The sequence below is a fragment of the Micromonospora sp. WMMD1120 genome (genome assembly GCF_029626235.1).
Taxonomy (GTDB): Bacteria; Actinomycetota; Actinomycetes; order Mycobacteriales; family Micromonosporaceae; genus Micromonospora.
On record NZ_JARUBO010000005.1, the window covers coordinates 4,734,318 to 4,759,651 of the forward strand.

The window sequence follows — 25,334 nt, forward strand, 5'->3', positions numbered from 1 at the left end:
TGACACGAGCCGTTCCACCACCACGTGATGTTCGAGAAGGGATACCAGGAGATGGATGTTTCCAAGCCGACCCTTGACGGGGCGCCGGACAGCCAAGCGGGCCAGGGCGTGACAGCGGCCGCGCCGGCTGAGCGGTGTCCGGTCGACCACACCGCGGCTGGCTCGGCCGCACCGAAGGCCGCCGCCGCGCCGCAGCGGGCGCCGATCCCTGCCGAGTCGCTTCCGGGGTCGAACAAGCACGCCCTGCGGCAGCTCGTCTCGTACTGGCGGCGGCCGGCCGCCTTCGTGGAGGAGAACCACAAGAAGTACGGCAGCCGCTTCAAGGTCAGCATCAGGATCCCTCCCCGGGCCGTCTACGTGATCTCGGACCCGGACGAGGTTCGGCAGATGTTCCTGGCTCCGGCCGACGTCCTGCACACCGGCTACGGCTCGGCGACCCTGGAGAAGTACTTCGGCCAGACCGGGCTCGCGTGGCTCGACGAGGAGGAGCACCGCATCCGCCGCAAGCTGCTGATGCCGAGCTTCCACGGCTCGGCGCTGGAGCGCATCGGGGCCTCGATCGTCGAGATGGCCAAGAAGGACATCGCCGGCTGGCAGACCGGGCAGGCCGCCCCGCTGCATCCTCTGATCCACCGGTTCACGCTCAACGTCATCCGCGAGGTGATCTACGGCCGGGTCGTGCCGAAGCAGTGGCCGGCACTGCTTGACCTGTTGACCGGGATGATGCGCTTCAACGACAGCGTCGGCTCGGCGATGATGATCCACAAGATGCCGCCGGCCGCGGTGAAGGTGCTGACCGCGTTCCGGCCCCTCGGTCTGCACACCTTCCTCCAACTGCGGGAGAAGGCCGATGCGCTGATCATGGAGACCATCGAGGACCGGCGTAGGTCGGGCGAGGCCGGTGACGACATGCTGGCCGTGCTCCTCGGTATCACCCACGAGGACGGCTCCCCGCTGAGCATGCAGGAGGTGCGCGACGAGATGATGACGATCTTCCTCGCCGGCACCGAGACGACCGTCGCGGCCATCACCTGGGCCTTCGAGTACCTGAGCCACGCCACCGAGGCCCGGGAGCGGCTGGTCGCCGAGATCGACGCGGGGGAGAGCGACGACTATTTGACCGCCACTGTCAACGAGGTGCTGCGTCTGCGGCCGTCGATCCCGCAGATCATCCCCCGCGAGGTGATGAAGCCGATCGAGATCGGTGGGGTGCGGTACGAGCCCGGGATGCACCTGTGGGCCAGTGCCTACCTGATGAACCGGGACCCCAATCTCTACGCGGACCCCGAGGTGTTCCGTCCGGAGCGGTTCCTCGGCGTCAAGCCCGGCACCTACACCTGGATTCCGTTCGGTGGCGGTCGCATCCGCTGCCTCGGTGACCGGATCGCCCTGATGGAGATGAAGACCGTGATCCGCGAGGTGTTGAGCCGGTACGAGCTGCACCGGGCCGACCCGCGTCCCGAGGGCACCCGGAGCCGGATCGTCGTCACCGTCCCCGAGCACGGCGCGCGCCTCATCCTGCGGCCCCGGGAAGCGCGGGTCGGCACGGCCGGAGTCTGATCGCCGGAGGTCACACACCCGGGACCAGTGCCGGGGCCCTCTTCGGGTCAGCCCGAGGAGGGCCCCGCGCGTCGACCGGCCAGCGGACTCCAGCGACCGGCCCGAGCAGGGCGGAAGTGGCCGGGCGTGCGGCGGCGGTGGCAGACCGGCGCTACCTCGCGGCGCCTACCGCGGCGTGACCATCAGCTGTCCGAGTTCCTGGGTGCATCGGGTCAGCGCGACGTAGAGGCCGTTCCAGCCGCGCGGCTCGGCGGCGATGCCCTGGGGGTCGACGAGGAGCGTGGCGTCCCATTCCAGGCCCTTGGACTGGGTGGCGGTCAGCACTGGCACGTCACTCAGCACGGAGCGGAGCGCGGCGACGCGGTCGGCGGGGGCGATGACGCCGACGCTGCCGCCGTGCCACCGCTGCCGCAGTTGCCGCACCGCTCGGGTGGCGGCGTCGGCGAGGTCCGCCGGTGTGACGGCGAGTTCCCAGGGGTCGATGCCGGAGGAGCGTACCGCCCGTGGCGGCGTGTTGTGGCTGCCGGCCTTCCTGAGGACCGATTCGGTACGGCTCATCACCTCGCGCGGGGTCCGGTAGCAGATGGTGAGTTCGGCGGCGGTCCAGCGGTCGCCGAAGACCGCCCGTACCGCCTGTGCCCAACTGGTGTGTCGGTGCGCCGCCGAGGCCTGGTCGATGTCGCCGACGGCGGTGATGGAACGACTGGGGCAGCGCCGCAGGACCATGTGCCACTGCATCTCGGACAGCTCCTGCGCTTCGTCGACGACCACGTGGCCGTACACCCAGCCGCGCTGGCGGCGGGCGCGGTCGGCGGCGAACTCGCCCTGTGGTCGCGGGGCGTCGACCTCGCCGAGGAGGTCGGCGAGGGCGTCGAGAAGAGGAATGTCGCTCGGTGTCCATCCGGTGGGTTCGGCTTCGGCCGCAACCGCGACGATCTCCTCCGGGGACAGCTGCGGGGCGAACCGGGCCAGCAGGGCGCGGTCGGTGAGGAGATCCCGCAGCAGGGTCTCGGCGTCGAGGGTGGGCCACAGCGCCTCGACGAAGCGTGCGATGGTGGCGTTTTCGGCGATACGGCAGCGCAGCTGCTCGACCTCCTCCTCGGAGAGCAACCCGTCGACGTCGCTACCGGTGGCCCTCGCGCCACCGGTGTGCTCCTGCCGCATGCTCTGGTCGACGCGGGCGAGGATGTCCTCGAAGCCCTCCTCCATCTCGTTCATCAGCGCCTCGCGCCGCTCGACGACGGCCTCGGTGAGGACGTGGTGCACCTGCTCGGCGAATACGGTCCGGGCGCGGTGGTACGGACGTCCCCGCACCGCCGAGGCGAGCGCGTGCCCCACCGTGGCGGCGGGAATGACGTGGAACTCGCCCTCCCAGCGCAGCTTCAGCTCGCGGGGCCGGGGAAGCAGCGACGTGACGTAGGTGTCGAGCGCGAGCTGCCAGAGGGCGCGGCCCTTGACCTCGGCGAGAAGCCGGCTCTCGGCACGGCTCACGCGGACCCCTGGCAACAGGGTGTCGCAGGTCGCCGAGACGACAGCCGTCTCACCGAGCGCCGGCAGCACCTGGGCGATGTACTGGAGGAACCGCGGTGAGGGGCCGAGGATCAGGACCGCCTGGTCGGCCATCGTCCGGTGCGTGAACAGCAGGTAGGCGACGCGGTGCAGGGCGACCACCGTCTTGCCGGTGCCGGGGCCGCCCTGCACGATCAGCGGTCCGGTGGCCCCGGCCCGGATAATGTCGTCCTGTTCGCGTTGCAGCGTGGAGATCGCCGTCGACATGCGGCCGGTGCGCCGCTGGTCCAGCGCGGCGAGGAGGGCGCCTTCACCGACGAGATTCGTCGCCACTGTCCCGTCCAGCGGCTCGTCGTCCACGCCGACGACAGTCGCCCCCGTGGTGCGGATGTGACGACGCCGTGCCTGACCCTGCGGGTCGACAGCCGTAGCGGTGTAGAACGGTCGGGCCGCCGGAGCGCGCCAATCGACGAGCAGCGGCTCGCCGTCCTCGCCGTCGGCGCGGAGGCCGACCCGCCCCACGTGTCGCACGGTGCCGTCGAGGCCGTCGAGGCGGCCGAAGACCAGCCCGTCCGCCGCTCGTCGCAGCTCGTCGTGCTGCTGGCGGAGCATCCGCTGCCGGGCCTGCTCCACCGCGTCCCGGGCCTCGGTGGCGAGTTCGGCTCGCAGGTGGTCGACCAGCGCCTCGCGCCGGGTCGTGGCCAGGTCGAGAAATGCCTGTTCCTCGGCGACCGCCGAGCGGCGTGCGACGTCCGCCGGGAACGGGGCGGGTGGCTCGGAGTCAGCAGTGCTGTCGCGCAGAGCAGAGTTTCGCCGCATTCGCCGTCCTTGCGTCGGTGTTCCGCTCGGAACGGAAATCGTTCCGGCCCATGCCGGCGGCAAGCATAGGTTCGGTTTCCCCGACCGACCACCGAATCCGGTGTCAGGTCGTGCGGTAGCGGCCGGTGAGCCGGCCGAGCTTCATGGCCAGGTGCAGGCACAGCCGTTCGTTGCCGTCCTTCAGGTCGGTGTCGGCGAGCTGCTCCACCCGCTGCAGCCGGTAGTAGAGGGTGGTCCGGTGCAGTCGAAGCTTCTCGGCTGTCGCGTGCGCGTTGCCGGCCAGGTCGAGATAGGCCTCCAGGGTCTCCAGCAGCACCTGGTGGGCGTCGTCGCGGAGCAGCCGCTCCAGCCCGGGATGGACACCCGCGACGTCGAGGTGCTGACTGTCCAGCCGGGACAGCACCCGGTAGATGCCCAGGCCGGCCCAGGAGACCACCCGCCCCAGCGCGGGCAGCTGCGCGCCGACCCGGGCGGCGTGCGCGGCCTCCTGGTAGGACTCGACGGCGCTGGACAGCCCGCCGCGCGGCTGCCCGATCCCGGTCACGGCCCGTTCCACCGACACCAGGCCCCGGTTGGCGGCGTACAGCGCCTCGTCCAGGTGCGCGGCGGACGCCTCCGGTGTGGGCCGACCGGCGCCCCGGTCACCGCAGAGCAGCAGCACCCCGTGGTCGTGCCAGACGAGGTGCAGCGTCTCGCGTACCCCGATCCACCGGCGGGTGGTGACCAGGGCCTGTTCCAGGGCGATCCGGGCCACCTCGTCGGGTTGCCGCCCGCCCGCCGGCACGAGCTGCGCGACGAGCGCGACGGTCGACCCGTCGCCGGCCACCACGCCCTCCTCCAGCAGCGCCCGCACCGCGTGTTCGCGGGCCTGCCGGCTCTCCACCAGCAGGGTACGGGTGGCCTCGGTCTCCCGCTGCGAGGCGAGCTCACCGAGCAGGTTCTCCCGGTACAGGGCCAGCGACAGGTCGCTGAGCGGGCCGGTCGCGGTGGCGATGTCGGCGTCGGTCATCGAGCCGTCCGCGTCGATGAACCAGACGAACCCGAGCAGCAGGTCGTCGTGCCGGATCGGCACGCAGACCCGCGCGAGCAGGTCCAGCTCGGCGCAGGCGGGGGTGCGGATCGGCGCGTGCGCGGTGAGCACCCCGATGTCGCGGAACCAGGCGATCACCTCCGGCGTCGTCTGCCGGCGCAGGATCGACGTCCGGCGGACCTCGTCCATCGGGCCGTCGTGCTCGCTGTAGGCGACCACCCGCTGTCGCCGGTCCTCGATGAGGGCGGGCCGCCCCACCCGGGCGGCGACGGCATCGACGATTCGTTGGAGCTCGCCGTGCATGTGACTCCTCTGCCCGCGTCTCTTTCCGGGCCCGCTGACTGACCTGTCCGGAGCCGCCGATCCGTCAGGTGTCGGAAGCCGTCGGCCCACCTGCCGACATCTGCACAGTGACCGCCACCGGCCCACCCTCCTAGATTCGCTGCGCGGCCTGCCGACAGGCGTCTTCGCGAACCCCCCACCGGGCGCCGGCGCCGCGTTCCTCCGACGAGAGGTGGTTCCGTGCACCGTACCCCCCATCGAACCCGGCTGCGGCGGGCCGTGCTGGCCGCCGCCGTGGTGACCACGCTCGTGGCGACCGGGGCGGCGCAGGCCGCCGCGGCCCCGGCCAACCCGGCCGGCGGCACCGGACCGTTCCAGGTCCTCGACCCGCAGGCGTGGCAGAACCCGGACACGATGACCTGGGACGACTACCGGGCCGTGCCGGGCAGGAACTGGGCGGACCCGAGCGTGTCCGGTTCGGTGCGCAACTTCAGGATCGCACTGGTGGCGCTCGACTACCCGGACCAGACGTTCGCGGTCTCCCAGCCGGCCCGCTCGACGGTGTTCGGCAATCCCCAGTCCGTCGCGACGAACATCGCACGGGCGGACGTGCCGACGTTCTACCAGGACTTTCTGAACACTCCGAACGCCCTGAACAAGGGCCACACCCTGCACGAGTACTGGATGCAGGACTCCAACGGCCGCTACGGCGTCGACCTCACCGGGTTCGGGCCGTACCAGATGCCGGCGAAGTCCTATCAGTACGGCCTGGACAACGGGTTCAACCCGGGCGCCTGCCCGAGCGGTGACGTGTGTGGCAGGAACATCCGCACCGACGGCCTGGGCGCCTGGCGGGCCGCTGTCGGCGAGGATGTCGCCAACCAGTACGAGTTGGTGTTCATCCTCAGCGCCGGTCAGGACGAGTCGTCGACCTGGCAGGAGTTCGGACAGATGATCTTCCAGAACAAGGAGGACGTGCCGGACTCCTGGGGTCCGCCGGACCCGAGCCTGCCGAACTGGGCGAAGACCCGGTACGTGGAGTGGACCTCGTGGAAGGCCGCGGCGACGCTGTGGCCGAACGCCGGCGGCGGCTCCTCGACACAGGGGGAGAGCTCCGGCATGGGCGTCTACGCCCACGAGCTGACCCACCTGCTGGGCATCGGCGACAACTACAACAATCCGTACGGCGAGCCGCTGCGCAGGGCGTACACCGGGATCTGGAGCATGATGTCGCGGGGGTCGTTCAACGGTCCGGGCGGTCCGCACACCCGCTGGCAGATCCCGCCGACGAACGGCGGCTCGATGGGTTCGCTGCACACCGTCCGGGACAAACTCAAGATCGGACTGCTCGGCGAGGAGCACGTGCTGCGGCTGTCCCGGGAGTCGCTGGCCTCCTCGGGCATGGTGGTCGCGCAGGTCACCGCGCGGGCGGTGGACGCCGGCCCGAAGGGCCTGACCGGGGTGAACATCGCGCTGAACAAGGACCTGTCGCCGGCCTGTGCCGTCACCACCGACCCGCTGTGCGACGGGGGCAACTTCAACAACTACACGGTCGAGGTCGTCGACCGGATGGGCGCGGACTCCTTCACCCCGGACAGCGGTGTGCTGGTCAGCAAGACGAAGAACGCCGACAGCGCGCCGTTCCAGTGGGTGGTGGACGCCAACCCGCAGGACATCGACATGATCGACTTCTACCGGCCGGACGGCACCCCGCAGAAGATCACCATGGGTGACTACCGGCAGCTCTCCGACGCGCTGTTCCACGCCGGCGCGGACACCGGCAGCGAGTACGAGTACGTCGACGAGGCCAACCGGCTGCACTTCTACGTCATCGACCTGAAGCGCAACTCGGCCGGCTCGCTGTCGTACACGGTGGGGGTCCGCTCGTTGGACGGCGCCGGCGGACCGAGCAGCCACGGCGTGGCGCTCGGCAAGGGCGCGGTGACCGGCGGCGGCAAGCCGACCAACCGTGGGGTGACCTGCTCGTTCGAGCTGATCAACACCGGTTCCTACTCGGCCGGCGGGCAGCAGCACCCCGAGGACGCGAGCGCGTACCTGAGGTCGGATGTCTACCGCCTGTCGGCGGAGGTGGCCGGCAAGGGCTGGCGGAGCTGGCTGCCGAACCGGCTCACCACCGCGCAGTTCGGCAAGGCCACCACGGTCAGGGTGTCGGTGGGCGCCACCGCCGCCGCCGCGGACACCGGTGTCGTGAAGCTCACCGCGACCTCGGAGAGCGACCCGACGAAGACGGTGACCACGCAGTGCCGGGTCGAGAAGTCCTGACCGGCTGACCCGATCCGGCCGGGTCCGCGGCGGCAGCAACACCGCGGACCCGGCCGGTGGGCGAGAGGAGGATGACGTGCGGCGACGCGTCGTGACCCTGCTACCCCTGCTGCTGGCCGGAGCGACCGGCTGCGGCCCCGCAGACGCGGCCCCGGAGGCGGTCTCCCCGACGACGGTCCGGGTCCTGGTCCGTGACATCAACATCCGGGCCGCCGGTGTGGACTGCGCCGGCACCGGCCCGTACCAGCACTTCCACAACCGGGCGTCGTTCCGGGTGCTCGACCCGGACGGGGCGGCGGTGGCCAGCGGGCGGCTGCCGGCGGGGACCGCGGTGGCCGCCGTCGGAGAGGACCTGAGGGTGGAGCGGGTGCCCACCTACTGCGAGTTCGCCGTCGGAGTGCGGGTGCCGCAGCGGACCTCGTACCGGTTGGAGGTGGACGGCCGGGCGGCGCTCGACCTGACGTCGGACAGCAGTGAGGGGCCGGCGCTGGTGGCGGTGGTCCCGTGAGAAGGCGTGGCATCCTGCCGTTGGTGCTGGCGGCGGCGCTGCTGGGCGGGTGCGGCACGGCCGAGCCCGAGCCGGCGCCGGCGCCCGTCGGTGGGGCCGCCGCGCTGCCCGGGCCGGTCCCCGCCGACCTGGCGTTGCGCCCGGCGCCCGGCACGGCACCGGCCGCCCCGGTGTTCACCGGCGCGCTCACCGACGGCACACCGCTCGCCGCCGCCGAGCTGTGGGCGCACCGTCCCGTCGTGTTGACCTTCTTCACCTCGTGGTGCACCACCTGCGCCAGCCGCCAGGCCGCCCTCAGCGAGCTGGCCCGCAGCTACCGCGACCGGGTGGTCTTCGTCGGCGTGGCCGGCGCGGACCAGGCCGACGAGGTCCAGGACTACCTCCGCGCGCACCGGGTGGACCATCCGGTCGTCCTGGACGACCAGCAGACGATCTGGCGGTCCTACGCGGTGCGGGAGCCGCCCGCCGTCGTGCTGGTGGCCAAGGGCGGCGCCCTGCTCCGCGGCTGGCCGGGTGGCCTGGACGCCTCGGCCCTGGACCTGCGACTGCGCGAGCTGGTGCTGGCCGGTCCGCGGTAGTCCGTGCCGCACAGACACCTCGGTGCGACGCCGACCCGGCACCGGTCGGCGTCGCACCGGGGCACCGCCGCTGCCACAAACGCTGCCGGTGGCTCACCGGGTCGGGGACGGCCGCCCACGGGCGGCCGTCCCCACGGCTGTCAGAATGCTGCTCAGCGGGTCGCCGCGCCGCCGGCTGCGGGCTGGACCCGCTCGAACCGCACCTTGCTCAGCCAGCCCGGGAGGTCGCTGAGCACGTACAGCTCGCCGTTCACGTCGGCGCCGAACGCCGTCGGCTGGGTGGGGAAGGTGCCGATCTCCGCCGACTCGTAGCCACCCGTGGACTTCGGACGCACCGCGAACGCGCGGGTCGAGCAGTAGTCGCTCGCGATGTAGGTCCCGCGCGCGTCCGGCGTGACCGACCCCCGGTAGACCAGACCGCCGATGATCGAGCAGTTCTCGGTCATGTAGTGGTCGTACTCGACGATCGGGTCGGTGAGCCGTACGCCCGGCCGGCACTGCGTCTGGTCGAACACCGGCGTGCCCTCCTTGCAGGACCAGCCGAGGTTCGCGCCCCGCTGCGCCGGACGGATGTGGTTGATCTCCTCGATCAGACCCTGACCGACGTCACCGATCCACAGCGAGTTGTCCGCCGGGTCGATGGAGAACTTCCACGGGTTGCGCAGACCGTAGAGCCAGATCTCCGGTCGCGCGCCCGCCGTACGGACGAACGGGTTGTCGTAGGGCACGCAGTAGGGCTTGCCACCGCAGCTGCGGTTGACGTCGATCCGCAGGATCTTGCCGAGCAGGGTCCCGAGGTTCTGGCCCGACTTGAACGGGTCGTTCGCGCCGCCGCCGTCGCCGGTCGACCAGTAGAGGTAGCCGTCGCGGCCGAACGCCACCTGGCCGCCGTTGTGGTTGCCGTACTCGGCGTGCTCCTGGGTGAGCAGCACCTGCAACCGGTCCGGCGCGTTGAGGGGCACCCGCGCCAGGGTCAGCGCGCCGGCCGGCAGGCTGGTGTAGGCCACGTAGAGCATCCCGGTGCGGGTGAAGTTGGGCGCGGGCGTGATGCCCAGGAGGCCACGCTCGTTGTCCGACGTGTCGATCCGGGCGCTCAGGTCGAGCACCGGGTCGGCCGCCAGGCCGGTGTCGGGGTGGTAGGCGCGGACGGTGCCGGCCTTCTCCGCGATCAGCATCCGGCCGTCCGGCAGCCCGGTGATCGCGATCGGACGCTGCAGACCGAACGCCACCCGTTCGGAGACCACTGTCAGCTCGGTGAGTGGCGCCGCACGGGTGTGGGACGGGCCGGCTGCCGCGGCGGCGCCGGTCATCGACCCCGGCGGCAACAGCAGCGCGGACAGGACGAGAGTGAGTAGTCCGGCCAGGACGGTGGCCGGGCGACGACGTCGTCGCGACATGAGCGGCTCCTCGATCAGTGGGGTGGTGGTAGCGGTCTGGGAGCGTTCCCACGATACATTGGGTTGGATCAATATCCAACCGGTCCGCTGTCGTCGTCGAGGTCGGGGCGACCCGGCCCCGCTCGCCCGGGACCCGCCGCCGGCGGCCGGCCTGGTGGCGTCGGGGGTTGCGCTACTGTGCTGGCCATGCCCCGCGCCGATCTGGACAAGAATCCACGTGACGTCGCCACCATGTTCGACGGGGTGGCGCGACACTACGACCTGACCAACACGGTGCTGTGTTTCGGACTGGATCGTTATTGGCGGCGGGAGACGCGTAGGGCGCTCGGTCCCGAACCCGGCGACCGGGTTCTCGACCTGGCCGGTGGCACCGGCGCGTCGACAGTGGAGTTGGGCCGGTCGGGCGCTTTCTGTGTGTGCGCGGACTTCTCCCAGGAGATGCTCAGGCGCGGGCGTGACCTCGGCCGTGACGTTCCGATGGTGGCGGGGGACGGCCTGTCTCTGCCGTTCCGGGACGAAGCCTTCGACGCCGTCACGGTGTCGTTCGGGCTGCGGAACATGAATGACACCCGGCTGGCGCTCACAGAACTGGCACGGGTCACCCGGCCCGGCGGTCGACTCGTCGTCTGCGAATTCTCGACTCCCTTGTTCGCGCCTTTCCGGACGGTCTACCAGAACTACATCCCACGGGCGCTGCCCGGCCTCGCCAAGATCGTCTCCTCCAATCCCGAGGCGTACGAGTACCTGGCCCAGTCCATCCGCGACTGGCCGAGTCAGCAGCAGCTCGCCGCCACCATCGCCGCCGCCGGCTGGAGCCAGGTGAGCTGGCGCAACCTGACCAACGGCATCGTCGCGCTGCACCGCGCGACCAAGCCCGCCTGAGCGCTCGTCGTCGCGCGTGTCCGGCGGACCCGCCGTGGCGGTACGGCCGGAGTCGTGCCGGGTGTGACCCCGGAACGCGTTTCCCGGTGCTGTCGCGCGCGCCGTTCTTCCGGGCGGCTTGCGTGGTGCAAGTTGCCCGGGTGCGCTGCCTACTCCGGTCGACCCGGCTTCGCCATTCCGCCCCGGCGGCGTCGGCGCTCATGATCTCCCCGATATCGGGACAGGTGGCACTTGTGCGCACCCCGGTGCCGTGGATCGGTGGGCGAGAGGTGATTTATTGGGTTTCACGGATATGGTTCCGAGCTTTTGCTGACCGGTCCCCTTCCGCGGGTTGTGATGCGAGTCCGGGCAGAATCCGCGCCGCATTGCTTCCGGTAATGGACTGATCGCATCGACATTCGCCGGTGCTTCGGTATAGTGCGACCAATCCCCTTGGCGTGTGCCAGAAAGCGTCCGATCCGCGTGCTGAATCCTGGGCTGGAAAATACGTCGACAGGTCTGTGCTTCGTGGGGCGACGAGCCCAGTTGGCGCGTATCCAGGAAGCCCAGGCCGCTGCTGTCCGCCGGGGCCGACAGGTGGTGTGCGAGGTCGTCGGGGAGCCGGGAATCGGCAAGACCCGTCTCGTCCGCGAGGCGCTGCGGCGCTGCGGTCCCACCTTCGCGTACGCCGTCGGGACGTGCGCGCCGGACGAGCGGGGAGTTCCGTTCCACGTGTTCCGACACGCCTTCACCGGAGGTCAGCCGCCGCGCGGTGGGCGCGGTGTCGAGGGGCGCACCGGGCAGACCTGGCTGGAGTCGGCCGTCGCCATGACGCCGGAGCCGGGGTCGGACGCCCAGCGGTTCCGCACGTTCCAGTTGGCTCGTCGGCTGATCGGTTTGTCCGCCCGCGACGGCCTGGCGCTGGTCCTCGACGACCTGCACTGGGCGGACGCCTCCTCCACCGGCCTGATCGCCCACCTGCTGCGATATCCGGTGCCCGCCCCGCTGCTGCTCGTGCTCGTCTACCGGCCGCGGCAGATGGCGACCCCGATGCCGTTCGGCCCGCCGGACCCCGGTGACCAGGCGGCGGCACACGAACGGATCGAACTCGACCCGCTGAGCCTGGCCGAGGTCGCGCCGCTGCATCCCCACCTCGACCAGGCGGAGCTGCGCGCCCGGTACGACGTGACCGGCGGCAACCCCGGTTACCTGGCAGCCCTGCCGGGTGGCCCGGGGGCGGGCGGCGCCGACTGGATCCGGGGCACGCCGGGCGGCCTGCTCTCCGACGCCGTGGTGGCCGTGCTGCGCCGCGAGTGGGCCAACCTGCCGTCGGTCGAGTTGGCCTGCCTGCGGGCCGGGGCGATCGTCGACGCGCCGTTCGCCGTGGACCTGCTCGCCGCCGTCGCGCAGCTCCCGACGGCACGCGCCGTCGAGGCCGGGTGGCGACTGGCCCGACTCGATCTGATCCGGCGGGTGCCGGGCACCGCCCGGTTCGCCTTCCGGCACCCGGTGCTGCGGCTGGCGGTCGTGCAGGACACCGACCCCGCGTGGCGGGCCGAGGCGTCCGCGCGGGCCCTCACCGCGCTGGTCGAGATGGGCGCGCCCGCCACCGACCAGGCCCGCTACGCCGAGCGTCTGCTGGCCGTGCCGCACGGCCGCTGGGCGGAACGCTGCGTCGACGTGCTCTGTCGGGCCGCGCAGGAGATCCGCCGCGAGACACCGGAGCTGGCGATCCGCTGGCTGCGGTTGGCGCTGCGGGTGCTGCGCCCGCCGTCCGGCTCGGCGCAGCGGCGCCGGGACGTGGCGCTCGCGCTCGCGCAGATCACCGGGGAGGCCGGCGACCTGGCCGAGAGCAGAGCCCTGCTCCAGGAGATCGTGCCGCTGTTCCCCACCGACCCACCGGGACGACGGGCCCAGGCGGTCGCCCTCTGGGCACGCGTGGAACGGCTGCTCGGCAACTACCCCGAAGCGGTCGCGATCGGAAGGCGTGAGCTGGCCGCCCTGCCGGCCGACAGCACGCCCGGCGTCGGCTACCGCCTCGCCACCGAGATCGGCGTCGCCGGCATCCTGGCCGGCCGTCCCATCGTCGGTCTGCCGGACGCGCTCGCCGGCGATCCCGGCGGCTCCGCCGCCGACCGGGCCGGCCTGCTGGCGGTGCGCAGCCTGGCCGCCGCTCACGACGGCGCGCTCGCTGACGCCCGGGATCTCGTCGACGCCGGCGCCCGGATCGTCGACGCGTTGCCGGACCGGGACGTGCGCGACCACCCCGACTGCCTCACCGCGCTCGGCCTGACCGAGCTGTACGTCGAACGTCAGGCCGACGCGGTGCGCCACCTCGACCGCGGGCTGACGCTCGTCCGCGCCGCGCACCGCGACGACGGGCTGTGCCAGCTCCTGCTCGCGCGGGCCCAGGTCGCCTACCACGGCGGTCAGCTCACCACCGCCATCACGCTGGCCACCGAGGCGGGCATCGTGGCACGGCGTATCGGCAGCCACCACCTGCTGAGCTTCGCCCTGGCGTTCGAGGCGGAGGCGACGGCCTGGCGGGGTGGCCCCCGTGACGACGAACGGGCGGTGGCCCTGGCCCGCAGCGCCGTCGCGATCACCACCGACCTCGCCACCTGGTGTGGCCGTACCGGAGCGTTGGCGCTGGCGACCGCGGCCCTGCTCTCCGGTGATCCGGCCACCTGCGCCGAGCTGGTGCGCTCGGCCGGCGGCGACGACCGGCTGAGCCGCCTGCAGACCACCCTCCGGCCGATGTGGTTCGAGCTGCTCAGCTCCGCCGCGCTCGCCGCCGGTCAGTTGACCGAGGCCGAACGGCAGGCGCGGCGGGCCATGGCCGGGGCGGACCAGGTCGGCCTACCCGGGCAGCGCGGCTTCGCCGAGTCGGCGTACGCCGAGGTGCTGCTCGCCCGCGGTGAGGCCCCGACGGCGCTGCGGCACCTGGAGACGGCGGCCGACCTGTTCCGCGCCGGCGGGATGGCGCTGCGGCGCAGCCTCGTGCTGGCCTCCCTGGCGCGGGCCGCCGAAGCCACCGACCAGGCCGGACGGGCGGCACGGGCCCGCCGTCAGGCCCTGGAGTTGGCCGGGTGGTGCGGGACGGAGCGGGTGGCGCTGCGACTGGCCCGCCCGGTCGGCACGGGTGAGGTGGCCGCCCTGACCGACCGGGAATGGCACATCGCCCGCCTGGCGGCCACCGGGGCCACCAGTCGACTGATCGGGCGGCAGCTCAGCATCAGCCCCCGCACGGTCGAGGCGCACCTGACCCGGATCTACCGCAAGGCCGGCGTGGCCTCCCGGTCCGGTCTGGTCGCCTGGGTCGCCCGGCTCGATGACACCGATCGGTGACGTCGTTCCGGGCCGGATGACGCCGTCGCGTGCAACGCCGACGGGCCGGGCAGCACCAGGCCGCGCCGCCCCCGGCCCGGCCCGACAGTCGCTCACATACTCGACTGCATCGGGCACGATCCCCGTGCGCCGGTGGTGGATGGAGGACGACATGCTGGGCAAGAGATCCGCCAGGAGCCCCGGTGCCCCAGCCGTGCCGGTGCCCCTCGTCGCCGCCGCGATGACGCTGCTCGTGCTGGCCGGCTGCGGTGGTGGGCCGGTCGACGCCGCCACCCCGGCGCCCGCCGGTTCGGCCACGTTCGGTCGGGAGCGCGCCGCGCTGGTGCTCACCGCCTTCGACCAGGCGGACTCGGCCGCCTCGGTGGCCGGCGACGTCGAGGCGTTGCGGACGCAGGAGGTGTCGCCCTCGCTGGACCTCAGCATCGCGGCGATCCGTCGCGCCGCCTACAACCAGCGTCCGCAACCGTCGTTCCAGCACATCAACCCGGCCTTCGCGGTGCCACCCGGCGACCCGTCCTGCTTCCTCGCCACGGCCACCCTCCGGCTGGCCGGCTCGGAGTTGGCGCCCACCGACGTCAGCCAGTTCGTGCGCGGCGACGACGGCCAGTGGAAGCTCAGCCACAACGTCCAGGTCACCCAACCCGCGCTGGTGGTCGCCCGCAGCATCGACGGCCGGCCCGCCACGCAGGGCGCGACGGCGGTGGACGAGACCACCGGCCGGGCGCTCGCCGCCGAGGTCTTCGCCCGCAGCATCGGTTCCACGACCGGCAACAGATCCCTGGTCGCGTCGAGCCCGCTGCTGGACGGACAGTTCGCCGGTGGGTGGGAGGTCTACGGGCAGCAGCTCGCCGGGGTCGGCGCGAAGGTCGAGCGGGCCATGGACCGGGCCGAGTGGTCGGACTGCGCGGTCGCGGCGCCGGCCGGCACGCTGACCTTCCTGACGATCCACGCCACCGACACGCTGCGCCCGGCGCCCGGCGGTCCGGCCACCGTGCGCATGGTGCCGCAGAGCCCCGACCTGATCGCCACCGGCCACCGCACGGCGATCAGCGGTACGTCGATCCGGGTGACCCGGGTGGAGACGTTCCTGCTGCTCGTACCGGCACAGGGCACCGGCGCGACGGTGCTCGGGCTCAACGACACCGCGCTGAGCGTCACCACCGGGTGACCGTGCACCGGGCGTACGGCGGCGTCGCCGCCCGACCGCGCACCGCCCGTCAGGCGTCACCGCCGGCGGCAGAAACCGGTGGCATCACTCGGATCGGACGCCCGCTACCGCGACGATGGCAGCAGCCGTGCTCGCGCGGTCCGGCCCACCAGGCTCGGGAGGAACCATGTGGCGTCCGCGCTTCCGATCGGACTACCTGCCGGTACGGCTGCCGGACGGTCCGCTGGTGGTGCTGGGGGAGACCCGCAGTCTGCTCATCGACGATCCGGTCGCCGCCGACCTGGCCGACCACCTCGACGGCAGCACGCCGTTGGCGGACGTGGTCAGCCGGCTGGCGACCCGGCACCCGGTCGCCGCCGTCGCCGCCGCACTCGCCCGACTGCGCGACCACGACCTGCTGGTATCCGGCGCGGCGACAACGTCGCACGCGGAGGCCGCCGGCTGGGACGCCCGGGGCGTCCCGCCCGAGGCCGCGCAGCGGTGGCTGACCGAGGGCACCGTCACCATCGTGGACCTCGGCGCGCCCCGGGCGACGGAGACCGCCGACGCGCTGCGTGCCCTCGGGGTCGCCGTCACGCTGGTGGGACCGGAGGACGACGCCCCCGGCACGAGTCAGGTGCTGGTGCTGCCGTCGTCGATGACCGACCCCCGGCTGGCGCTGGTCAACGAGCGTCACCTGGCCGCCGGTCGCCAGTGGACGTTGGCCCGGCCGCACGGCAACGTGGTCTTCCTCGGCCCACACCTGGTCCCCGGCAGCACCGGCTGCTGGGCCTGCCTGCGTCAACGCTGGCAGGAGAACGAGCAGGTCAACGCCTTCCTGGACGGGCAGGACCTGGGCCGCCCGCTACCCGAACCCGGTCGTGCGGCGGTGCCCGGACCGGCCACCATGGTCGCCGGGCTGCTCGCCACCGAGCTTGCCGTGCTCGCCGTCCGGGGCACGTCACCCCGCCTCACCGGCCGGATGGTCGCCGTGGACACCCGGGACCTGAGCACGGAGACCCACCGGTTGGTACGCCAGCCGCAGTGCCCCGCGTGCGGCGACCCGGACCTGATTCGCAAGGCCGAGCCGCGGATCGACCTGCCACCCGGCGGCGCCGAGCCCAGCCGGGCCGGCGACTCCCGCACCCGGGAACCGGCCGAGGCGTACGCCGCGCTCGCCCACCACGTCAGCCGCTACCTGGGCGTGGTGAGCCGGCTGACCCCGCTGGAGGCGACCGACAACGGCGTCACCCACACCTACTCGGCCGGGCACAACTTCGCCCAGCCCCGCCAACTCGCCGGGTTGCGTCGCAACCTGCGCGGGCAGAGCGGCGGCAAGGGCCGCACCGACCTGCAGGCCCGGATGAGCGCGCTCGGGGAGGCCGTGGAGCGTTACTGCGGGGTGTGGCGTGGCGACCGCCCGGTGCACCGGGCGAGCTACCGGCAGCTCGGTCCGGACCGCGCCGTACACCTGCGGGATCTGCTGCTGTTCTCGCCACGCCAGTACGCCGACCGGGACCGGCTCAACGCCGACCTGGGTCACCTGCACCGGATTCCCCGCCCGCTCGGCGACGAGGTGGAGCTGGACTGGAGCACCGGTTGGTCGTTGACCCGGCGGACGCCGCGCGAGCTGCCCGCCGCGTACTGCTGGTACGGGCATCCGGAGCTGACCGGCCTCGCGGTGTGCTCGGCCGACTCCAACGGCTGCGCGGCCGGCGGCACCCTGGCCGAGGCGATCCTGCAGGGCTTCTGCGAACTCGTGGAGCGCGACAGCGTTGCCCTGTGGTGGTACCACCGGTCCCGGATGCCCGGCGTGGACCTCGGCTCGTTCGCCGACCCCTGGACCGCTGCCTGCGTCGACCACCACGCCAACGTGCTGGGCCGGGAGCTGTGGGCTCTCGACCTGACCGCCGACCTCGGCGTGCCCACGTTCGCCGCGGTGTCCCGACGGACCGACACCCACCCGGAGGACGTCCTGGTCGGCTTCGGCGCGCACCTGGACGCGCGGGTCGCGCTGACCCGGGCGCTCACCGAGGTGAACCAGTTCCTGCCGGCCGTGCCCGGCCCCACCTCGCCACGCCACCGGTACGGCGTCGACGACCCGGACAGCGCCCGCTGGTTCGGCACGGTGCGGGTGGCCGAACAGCAGTGGTTGACCCCCGACCCGACCCGGGCGACACGCACCGCGGCGGACCACCCACCGCTGAGCACCGGGGACATCGGCGACGACGTACGGCGGTGCGTACGGCGGGCGGAGTCGGCCGGGCTGGAGGTGATCGTCGTCGACCAGTCCCGGCCGGACGTCGACCTGTCGGTGGTGAAGGTGATCGTGCCGGGCCTGCGGCACTTCTGGCGCCGGCTCGGTCCCGGCCGGTTGTGGGACGTGCCGGCCCGACTCGGCCGGGAGCCGCTGGCCGCTGACGAGTCGTCGGCGAATCCGCTGAACGTCTTTTTCTGACCGGCGCTCCCGGGCGACCGGGACGCGGAAGGGATGTGGGGATGACCACCGTCGGCGGTCCGCTGGTCCAGGAGGCGTACCGGCTGCGCCGCGACGCCGAGCTGCGCCTCGGCGAGGACGGCTCGCTGACCCTGCGGCAGACCCGCTTCCAGCTCACCCTGGAACGGCCCGGCATCAGCCGGAGGGCGCTGCTGTTGCAGCTCGCCGCCGACTGGGTCAGCGACGTGGAGGTCGGCCGGCTGATCAGCGGCCTGGAGGGGGAGAGCCGGGTGCTGGCCGCGCAGCTGCTGCTGCGCCGGCTGCTCGCCCACTCCTGGCTGGAGCGCCGCGTCCAGGTAGACGACCGGGCGCTGCTCGATCTGGTGCCCACCGGGCTGGGACGGGGCAGCCTGCCGGAGAGTCGTCTGCACACCCCGGGGGCGCGGCACCGGCTCTCCCGCTTCGCCACCCTGCACCACGAGCGGGGCCGGCTGGTGGCGTCGTCACCGCTGAGCACCCTCACGGTGGGCTGCGCCGACGGCGCGATCGGCGCGCTGCTGGTCGCGGCCGTGCCGGGAGTCGGCCCGGACACGGTGGCCCGCACGCTCGGCGTACGACCGGCGGTCGCCGGCCGGGTGCTCGACGAGTTGACCACCGCCCGGGTCCTGGTCAGCGATGCCGAGTTCGAGGCGGAGTGCGACGACGCGCCGCTGGCCTACTGGTCGCCGGAGGAGCTGCGGCTGCACCACCGCTCCCGGGCCGGCCGGCACGCGCTGCCGGTGGGCGGCACCTACCGGATGCGGGAGCGGTTCGCTCCGCAACCGCTGCGCCGCCCGTACGACGGGGGCCGGGCGATCGAGCTGCCGCTGCCGGATCTGGCCACGATCGCCAAGGCGGAGCCCACCTTCAGTCAGGTCGTCGCGGACCGGCGCAGCGTACGCGAGCACGACGACGAGGCGCCGTTGCCAATGGAGCGGCTGGCCGAGTTCCTGTACCGCTCGCAGCACACCAGCGCCGTCGGCGAGGCCGGCGGGCAGGAGGTCGGCCGTCGGCCGTACCCCGGAGGGGGTGGGGTCTACGAGTTGGAGGTCTACCCGCTGGTGGCGCGGTGCGCCGGGCTGGACCCCGGGCTCTACCACTACGACGCGGTCGGGCACCGGCTGGAGCCGGTGGCCGGCTGGGGGGCCGCGGCGGACCGCCTGCTGTCGTACGCCCGGGCGGCCGGCGCCATGCCGCGGCCGCCACAGACGGTCCTGGTGGTCACCGCCCGCGTGCAGCGGCTGATGTGGAAGTACGAAGGGATGAGCTACGCCATGATTCTCAAGGACGCGGGTGTGCTGACCCAGCAGATGTATCTCGTCGCCACCGCCATGGAGCTGGCGCCGTGCGCTCTCGGCGCCGGCGACAGCGCCGCCTTCGCCGAGCTGTCCGGGCTGGACCCGCTCGTCGAGCCGAGCGTCGCCGACTTCCTGCTCGGCTCGCGCCGGGTCGCCGGCCCGCCCGCGACGGCGGATCGGCCATGAAGTTCCGACAGCAGGCGCTGCGTCAGTTGGAGGCGCCCGAGCAGCTGGACCGGGCGGTCCGGTTGACCACGGTGCCGAACTGGCTGGCCACCGCCGCGCTGGCCATCATCGTGGTGGCAGCGGGGGTCTGGTCGGTACGCACCGTGGTGCCGCGCACCGTCGAGGCGGCCGGGGTGTTGATCCACTCCAACGGGATCTCCGCCCTCGACGCGATCGACAGCGGTCAGGTCACCAAGGTCTGGGCCGCGCCACACCAGCGGGTGACGAAGGGCACCCCGCTCTACAGCCTGCGCGGCGAGGACGGCAGGGTGCGGGTGGAGAACGCGCCGGGCGACGCGTACGTGGTGGTCTGGCTGGTGTCGGAGGGGGAGATCGTCACCCCCGGCACGCACCTGGCCGACCTGGAACGCCTCGACACCGCCGGGGACGCGTTGCAGGCCGTCGTCTACGCGCCCGCCGTCGCCGCGCCGCTGCTGCAACCCGGGGTGCCCGTCGAGGTGGCGGCCGCCGCGGCGCCCCGCAACGTGTTCGGCACCCTGGCCGGGCAGGTGGCCACCGTCGGCGCGTTCCCGGAGACCGAAGCCTCGCTGCGCGCCTTCCTGGGCACCGGGCCGGACGTCCGGCGGCTGCTCGCCCACGGCAGCGTGATCCGGGTGACCGTCGCCCTGGAACCCGACCCGGCCGCGCCGGGCGGCCTGCGCTGGACGAAGGCCCCGCCGCCGTTCCAGCTCAACTCGGCCAGCGAGGTCACCGCCTGGTTCACTGTGGACCGGGAACACCCGATCGACTGGTTGCTGCGGCGATGAGCGCCCCGACGACCACCGCCGCCACCGGCACGGCCGCGCTGCCCAGGATCCGGCGTCGACGGGTCCGCACACCCACCCTGATCCAGATGGAGGCGGTGGAGTGCGGCGCCGCCGCGCTCGGGATCCTGCTCGCCCACCACGGCCGACACGTGCCGCTGGAGGAGTTGCGCCGGGTGTGCGGGGTGAGCCGGGACGGCTCCACCGCCGCCACTGTCCTCAAGGGCGCCCGCCGGTACGGGATGGTGGCCAAGGGCTTCCAGATGGACCTGGCCGGTCTGGCCACCGTCGCGCTGCCGGCGGTGCTGTTCTGGCGCTTCGAGCACTTCGTGGTGCTGGAGGGGCTCGGCCGCAAGGTGTCCATCAACGACCCGGCCACCGGCCCTCGGGCGGTGAGCTGGGAGGAGTTCGACGGCGCCTTCACCGGGATCGTGCTCACCATGGAGCCCGGGCCGGACTTCCGGCCGGGCGGCGCCCGGTACCGCCTGCTGCGGGCGCTGGCGCAGCGGTGGCGCGGGCCGGGCTCGGCGATCGCGCAGATGCTGCTGCTCGGGCTGCTGATCGCGGTGGTCGGTCTGACCATCCCGGTGATGGCCCAGGTCTTCGTCGACCGGGTGCTGCTCCAGGAGGACCGGGCCGCGTTGGCCGGTCTGGTGGCGGCGGTGGCGGTGGCCACCGTGCTCACCTTCCTGGCCAGCCTGCTCCAGCAACGCCTGACCGTCCGCGCGGAGACGGCGCTCGCCCTGGCCAGCGCCGCCCGTTTCTTCCGACATCTGCTCCGGTTGCCGCCGACCTTCTTCGACCAGCGCCAGGCCGCCGACCTGGGACAGCGGGTCCGCGGCAACGAGGTGGTCGCCGAGGTGCTCACCCGCCGCGCGGCCACCACGGTCGTCGACACCGGCCTGGTGCTGGCGTACGGGGCGCTGCTGTGCCAGTACGACCTGCTGCTCGGGCTGTGCGCGGTGGTCCTCGCCGGGTTGAACGTCAGCGTGCTGCGGTACGTCGCCTCGACCCGGTCGACCGCCGTCGCCGGGCTCCAGGCGGACCGCAGCAAGCTGGTGACCACCGTCTACACCACCGTTCAGTTGATCGAGACGGTGAAGGCCGGTGGTGAGGAGGAGCGCGCGGTGGCCCGCTTCGCGGCGCGGCACGCCACCGTCGCCACCCGTCAGCAGCGGCTGGGGGTGCCCACCGCGGTGCTCTCCGTCCTGCCGGCGTTCCTCGCCTCGGGGACCACAGCGATCCTGCTGGGGTTGGGCAGCCGCGAGGTGGTGGCGGAGGCGATGAGCGTCGGTGTGCTGGTCGCCATGCAGAGCCTCGCCGCGGCGATGAATCGGCCCCTGGGCAACCTGACCGCGCTGGGGTCGCGACTACAGGACATGAGCGCCGACCTGAACCGGCTGCGGGACGTGGAGCGGTACCCGCTGCCGTCGACCGGGGAGCGACCCCCCCGAGCGTTGGCGCCGATGGAGGGGCACCTGCGCATCGAGGACGTCACCTTCGGCTACAACCCGCTGGGCCGCCCGCTGCTGGAGAACTTCAGCCTGGACCTGCCGCCCGGCGCCCGGGTGGCGCTCGTCGGGCGGTCGGGCAGCGGCAAGTCGACAGTGGGCCGGCTGGTCGCCGGGCTCTACCGGCCGTGGAGCGGGCGGGTCACCGTGGACGGCCTGGACCGGCCGGGCGCCGACGACGGCCTCTGGGCGGCCACCGTCGCCATGGTCGACCAGGACCAGCGGCTGTTCGAGGGAACCATCCGGGACAACGTCACCATGTGGGACCTCACCGTCGCGGACGAGGACGTCGTCAGCGCGCTGACCGACGCGTGCCTCTACGACGACGTCGCGGCCCGCCCCGGGGGTCTGGCCAGTCCGGTACGGGAGAACGCCCGCAACTTCTCCGGCGGACAGCGGCAGCGCCTGGAGATCGCCCGCGCGCTCGTCCGCAACCCCCGGGTGCTGGTGCTCGACGAGGCCACCAGCGCGCTGGACGCCGAGACCGAACGCCGCATCGACAGGCACCTGCGACGGCGGGGCGCGACCTGCCTGATCGTGGCCCACCGGCTGTCCACGATCCGCGACTGCGACCTGATCGTCGTGCTCGACGGCGGTCGCGAGGTGGAGCGCGGCACCCATGAGCAACTTCTCGCCCGGGACGGGGCGTACGCGCGGCTGGTCCGGGACCAGTGACCACGACGATCCGAGGAGACGCTGATGAGCGGCGCGGTGTCCGAGCCCCCGGCCGGCGGCCTGATCGGCTTCTGCGCCGACGGGACACGCGAGGTCTGCCGCCTGGACGGCCCGGTGGCCGGCTGGCTGGTGACCGGCGGCGAGGCCGATCTGTTCGCGGTGCGCCGGGCCGGTTTGAGCCCGTCGCGCCGGCACCACGTGGCCCGGCTGCCAGCCGGCGGCCTGGTGCCGACCTCCACCGCGATCGGCGCGTGGCAGTTGATCGTGGCGCCGCTGCCCGGCACTGAGCTGCACGGGCTGCCGCAGCGGCAGCTGGCGGTGCTGCAACGGCACGTCCGGCACGGCCATCCGGCGGACGAGGTCCCGCCGTCGCGGGCCTGGACGGCGGCCACGGAGCTGGTCGCGGCGGTGGACCTGGTGCTGGTGACCATCGCCGACGCGCTGCGCCGCGGGCAGGCCCCGCGGGAGGCGTCCACCCTGAGCGGCCGTGAGATCGTCTCGCTGGCGCAGGGCAGCGCGCTGACCTCCACCGGCGGCGCCTGGTGGCTGCGCAGCGCCGGTGGCCAGCTCCGCCGCAACGACGGTGGACCGGTGGAGATGTCCGGCGAGCGGGAGCTGCTGCTGATCGCCGAGCGGGACTGGGTGGTGGCCGAGTCGGCGTGCGCGGTGGAGAGCCACAGCAGCGGTGATCTGCTGGTCGCCGGTCAGCTCCGCGCGGCCGTCGACCAGCACGTGGCCCGACTGCTACGGGTCGTGGAGAACCGGATCGAGGAGGCCGACGCGGCGGTGTTGGCCGCTGTGCGGCGGCGCCGGCAGCTCGACGCGGCGGTCCTCGCCGCGGCGGCCCGCCGGTCGATCGGGGTGATCGGCGCGGGCGGCGCGGTCGCGGCGCCGGACGCCGAGGAGGGCTTCGACAGGTACGGGCGGGCGGCGGCGGTGCTGCGGGTGGTCACCGAGGGGATGGGAAACCCGGTCAACGAGCCGGCCGACCGCAGCCGCGCGCCGCTGGGCGACCGGGCCGCGCTGCGTGCGGTGTCCCGCGCGTCCAGCCTGTTCCTGCGGGAGGTGCGGCTGCCGCACCGGTGGTGGCGGCGGGACCTGGGGGCACTGGTCGGGTGGCGCGGCGGCGAGGACCCGGAGGCCGCCGTCGCGGTGCCGCTGGTGTTCAAGCGCGGTCGCTACCACCAGGTCGACCCCGACACCCGGGTGTACGACGCTGTCGACACGACGGTGGCGGCGACGTTCGCCGTCGAGGCGACCCAGGTGCAGGCGCCGCTGCCACCGACCGCGCGGATGCGTCACCTGCTGCGGGCCGGGCTGGTCGGCGCGGGGCGTGACGTGCGGGGCCTGCTGCTCGCCGCCGCCTGCGTGGCGCTGCTCGGTCTGGGTGTGCCGCTGGCCACCGGCGAGGTGCTCGGTCAACTGGCCCGGCAGGGCGAGGTGGACGGCCTGTTCGGCTTCCTTGCGCTGCTGCTCAGCGCCGCCGTGGTCGCCGGGTTGGTCGGTGTGGTGCAGAATCTGCGGCTGCTGCGGTTGGACGGCCGGTTGCAGTCCGGCGCGCAGTTGGCGATCTTCGACCGGCTGCTGCGGCTGCCGGCCCGGTTCTTCACCGGCCGCAGCAGCGGCGAGATCGCCAACTCGATGCTGGGCATCTCGTTCGTCGGCGAGGCGTTGAGCGCGTTGCTGCCCCAGCTCGTCTCGGCCGGCGCGACGGTCGCGGTGACCCTCGGCATGCTCCTGCTGGTGGAGCCCGTGCTCGGGCTGTGGGGGACGGGGATCGTCGCCGTGACGCTGCTGACCTTCGGCGCGTTCGCCGTGCTGATCGTGCGCCGGCAACGCTCGGCGTTGCCCGCGGAGCACCGGGCGGCGGCGATGACCAACCAGTTGCTCGGCGGCATCGTCAAGATCAAGGTGGCAGCCGCCGAGGCGCGGGCGTACGCCCGCTGGTCGGAGGTGGCCGCCGTGGCCCGGGGCACGCTGCAACGGGTCCGGCAGAGTCAGGCGAGCCTGGTCGCCTTCGCCACGGTGCTGCCGGTCGCCGGCCAACTGGTCCTGTTCGCCGTGCTGATGGGACCACTCGCCGGTCGGGTCTCGCCAGCCGACTTCTTCATCCTCAACGTCGGCTTCGCGATGCTGCTCGGCGCGCTGCTGGTGCTGGTGTCCGCCGGGGTCGAGGTGATCGCGGCGGTGCCCCGGCTGGGCGGCCTGCGCGACGTCCTGCGCGCCGACCCCGAGGCGCGGCCCGACCGGGTCGACCCGGGCGAGCTGCGCGGCGAGATCGCGCTGCGCCGGCTGACCTTCGCGTACCAACCGGACGAGCCGCCGGTGCTCGTCGACATCGACCTGCACGTCCGTCCGGGTGAGTTCGTCGCGATCGTCGGCCCGAGCGGCTGCGGCAAGTCCACCCTCCTGCGGTTGCTGCTCGGCTTCGAGCGCCAACAGCAGGGCGCGGTGCTCTACGACGGTCAGGACCTCGCCGAACTCGACGTGCACGCGGTCCGCCGGCAGTGCGGGGTGGTCCTGCAGGACGGCCAGCTCTTCGCCGGCTCGGTACGGGACAACATCTGCGGCGCCGGCAGTTTCCCGCTGGACCAGGTGTGGGAGGCGGCCCGGATGGCAGGTCTCGCCGACGACCTGGAGGCCCTGCCGATGGGGATGAGCACGATGGTGCCCTTCGGCGGCGGGACGCTGTCGGTCGGGCAGCGCCAGCGGGTGCTGATCGCCCGCGCGTTGGCGCCCCGACCCCGGGTCATCTTCTTCGACGAGGCGACGAGCGCCCTCGACAACCGTACCCAGGAGGTGGTCACCCGCAGCACGGCGACCCTGGCCGCGACCCGGATCGTCATCGCCCACCGATTGTCCACGATCCGCGCGGCGGACACCATCGTGGTCCTCGATGCGGGGCGGATCGTCCAGCGGGGCAGCTACGACGAGTTGATGGACCAACCCGGTGGGCTGTTCCACCGGTTGGCGCAGCGGCAACTGCTGACCGGGAGCGGCGGGCTGGACACCGCGGCGCCGGGCCGACAGCCGGACGAGCAGCCCGCGACCGGCTGAGCGGAC

Annotated in this window: 15 protein-coding genes; 12 read left to right on the forward strand and 3 right to left on the reverse strand. The window is 73.1% G+C overall.

Going from position 1 to position 25,334, the window contains the following annotated elements; genetic code table 11:
* Positions 1–27: 27 nt before the first annotated feature.
* Entirely contained in the window at positions 28–1,560 is a 1,533-nt protein-coding gene (locus O7634_RS21850) for a cytochrome P450 (RefSeq protein WP_278151977.1), read from the forward strand.
* A gap of 165 nt (positions 1,561–1,725) precedes the next feature.
* On the opposite strand, the gene O7634_RS21855 is transcribed toward O7634_RS21850, so the two are convergent.
* Positions 1,726–3,888, reverse strand: coding sequence for a UvrD-helicase domain-containing protein (locus O7634_RS21855; RefSeq protein WP_278151978.1), 2,163 nt, complete (start codon positions 3,886–3,888; stop codon positions 1,726–1,728).
* Between the two features lie 103 nt (positions 3,889–3,991).
* Complete coding sequence (locus O7634_RS21860) at positions 3,992–5,221, reverse strand: helix-turn-helix domain-containing protein (protein WP_278151979.1); 1,230 nt, start codon at positions 5,219–5,221, stop codon at positions 3,992–3,994.
* Positions 5,222–5,440: 219 nt separating this feature from the next.
* Between O7634_RS21860 and O7634_RS21865 the strand changes: the two genes are divergently transcribed.
* The 3 genes from O7634_RS21865 to O7634_RS21875 all read left to right on the forward strand — a co-directional run bounded on the left by O7634_RS21865 (position 5,441) and on the right by O7634_RS21875 (position 8,569).
* Positions 5,441–7,483, forward strand: a complete 2,043-nt coding sequence (locus O7634_RS21865) for a M6 family metalloprotease domain-containing protein (protein WP_278151980.1) — start codon at positions 5,441–5,443, stop codon at positions 7,481–7,483.
* Between the two features lie 76 nt (positions 7,484–7,559).
* Positions 7,560–7,991, forward strand: coding sequence for a hypothetical protein (locus O7634_RS21870; protein ID WP_278151981.1), 432 nt, complete (start codon positions 7,560–7,562; stop codon positions 7,989–7,991).
* Entirely contained in the window at positions 7,988–8,569 is a 582-nt protein-coding gene (locus tag O7634_RS21875; RefSeq protein WP_278151982.1) for a TlpA disulfide reductase family protein, read from the forward strand. The genes O7634_RS21870 and O7634_RS21875 overlap by 4 nt, the downstream gene beginning before the upstream one ends.
* Before the next feature lie 152 nt (positions 8,570–8,721).
* On the opposite strand, the gene O7634_RS21880 is transcribed toward O7634_RS21875, so the two are convergent.
* Complete coding sequence (locus tag O7634_RS21880; RefSeq protein WP_278151983.1) at positions 8,722–9,966, reverse strand: PQQ-dependent sugar dehydrogenase; 1,245 nt, start codon at positions 9,964–9,966, stop codon at positions 8,722–8,724.
* Positions 9,967–10,152: 186 nt separating this feature from the next.
* On the opposite strand from O7634_RS21880, the gene O7634_RS21885 reads away from it, so the two are divergent.
* From O7634_RS21885 to O7634_RS21920, 8 genes are all read left to right on the forward strand, one after another.
* Entirely contained in the window at positions 10,153–10,848 is a 696-nt protein-coding gene (locus tag O7634_RS21885; protein WP_278151984.1) for a demethylmenaquinone methyltransferase, read from the forward strand.
* 507 nt (positions 10,849–11,355) lie between these two features.
* Positions 11,356–14,175 carry a LuxR family transcriptional regulator gene (locus O7634_RS21890; protein WP_278151985.1) on the forward strand — a complete coding sequence of 940 codons (2,820 nt, stop codon included), beginning with the start codon at positions 11,356–11,358 and terminating at the stop codon, positions 14,173–14,175.
* 151 nt (positions 14,176–14,326) lie between these two features.
* Positions 14,327–15,343: a hypothetical protein gene (locus tag O7634_RS21895; RefSeq protein ID WP_278151986.1), complete on the forward strand. Its 1,017-nt coding sequence runs from the start codon at positions 14,327–14,329 to the stop codon at positions 15,341–15,343.
* A 166-nt stretch (positions 15,344–15,509) separates the two neighbouring features.
* Positions 15,510–17,780, forward strand: a complete 2,271-nt coding sequence (locus O7634_RS21900) for a TOMM precursor leader peptide-binding protein (protein WP_278151987.1) — start codon at positions 15,510–15,512, stop codon at positions 17,778–17,780.
* Between the two features lie 41 nt (positions 17,781–17,821).
* Positions 17,822–19,282, forward strand: coding sequence for a SagB family peptide dehydrogenase (locus O7634_RS21905; protein ID WP_278151988.1), 1,461 nt, complete (start codon positions 17,822–17,824; stop codon positions 19,280–19,282).
* Complete coding sequence (locus tag O7634_RS21910; RefSeq protein ID WP_278151989.1) at positions 19,279–20,088, forward strand: hypothetical protein; 810 nt, start codon at positions 19,279–19,281, stop codon at positions 20,086–20,088. Before O7634_RS21905 ends, O7634_RS21910 begins: the two co-directional genes overlap by 4 nt.
* A complete protein-coding gene (locus O7634_RS21915; RefSeq protein ID WP_278151990.1) occupies positions 20,085–22,271 on the forward strand; it encodes an NHLP family bacteriocin export ABC transporter peptidase/permease/ATPase subunit in 2,187 nt (728 codons plus the stop codon). The genes O7634_RS21910 and O7634_RS21915 overlap by 4 nt, the downstream gene beginning before the upstream one ends.
* Before the next feature lie 24 nt (positions 22,272–22,295).
* A complete protein-coding gene (locus O7634_RS21920; protein ID WP_278151991.1) occupies positions 22,296–25,328 on the forward strand; it encodes an ATP-binding cassette domain-containing protein in 3,033 nt (1,010 codons plus the stop codon).
* Positions 25,329–25,334: the final 6 nt, after the last annotated feature.

What these genes read in the sequence shown, in the direction of transcription:
- O7634_RS21895 (WP_278151986.1), top strand. Translation starts at nt 14,327, where the DNA reads ATGCTGGGCAAGAGATCCGCCAGGAGCCCCGGTGCCCCAGCCGTGCCG.
- O7634_RS21850 (WP_278151977.1), top strand. Translation starts at nt 28, where the DNA reads ATGTTCGAGAAGGGATACCAGGAGATGGATGTTTCCAAGCCGACCCTT.
- O7634_RS21905 (WP_278151988.1), top strand. Translation starts at nt 17,822, where the DNA reads ATGACCACCGTCGGCGGTCCGCTGGTCCAGGAGGCGTACCGGCTGCGC.
- O7634_RS21900 (WP_278151987.1), top strand. Translation starts at nt 15,510, where the DNA reads ATGTGGCGTCCGCGCTTCCGATCGGACTACCTGCCGGTACGGCTGCCG.
- O7634_RS21885 (WP_278151984.1), top strand. Translation starts at nt 10,153, where the DNA reads ATGCCCCGCGCCGATCTGGACAAGAATCCACGTGACGTCGCCACCATG.
- O7634_RS21880 (WP_278151983.1), bottom strand. Translation starts at nt 9,966, where the DNA reads ATGTCGCGACGACGTCGTCGCCCGGCCACCGTCCTGGCCGGACTACTC.
- O7634_RS21855 (WP_278151978.1), bottom strand. Translation starts at nt 3,888, where the DNA reads ATGCGGCGAAACTCTGCTCTGCGCGACAGCACTGCTGACTCCGAGCCA.
- O7634_RS21860 (WP_278151979.1), bottom strand. Translation starts at nt 5,221, where the DNA reads ATGCACGGCGAGCTCCAACGAATCGTCGATGCCGTCGCCGCCCGGGTG.
- O7634_RS21920 (WP_278151991.1), top strand. Translation starts at nt 22,296, where the DNA reads ATGAGCGGCGCGGTGTCCGAGCCCCCGGCCGGCGGCCTGATCGGCTTC.
- O7634_RS21915 (WP_278151990.1), top strand. Translation starts at nt 20,085, where the DNA reads ATGAGCGCCCCGACGACCACCGCCGCCACCGGCACGGCCGCGCTGCCC.
- O7634_RS21910 (WP_278151989.1), top strand. Translation starts at nt 19,279, where the DNA reads ATGAAGTTCCGACAGCAGGCGCTGCGTCAGTTGGAGGCGCCCGAGCAG.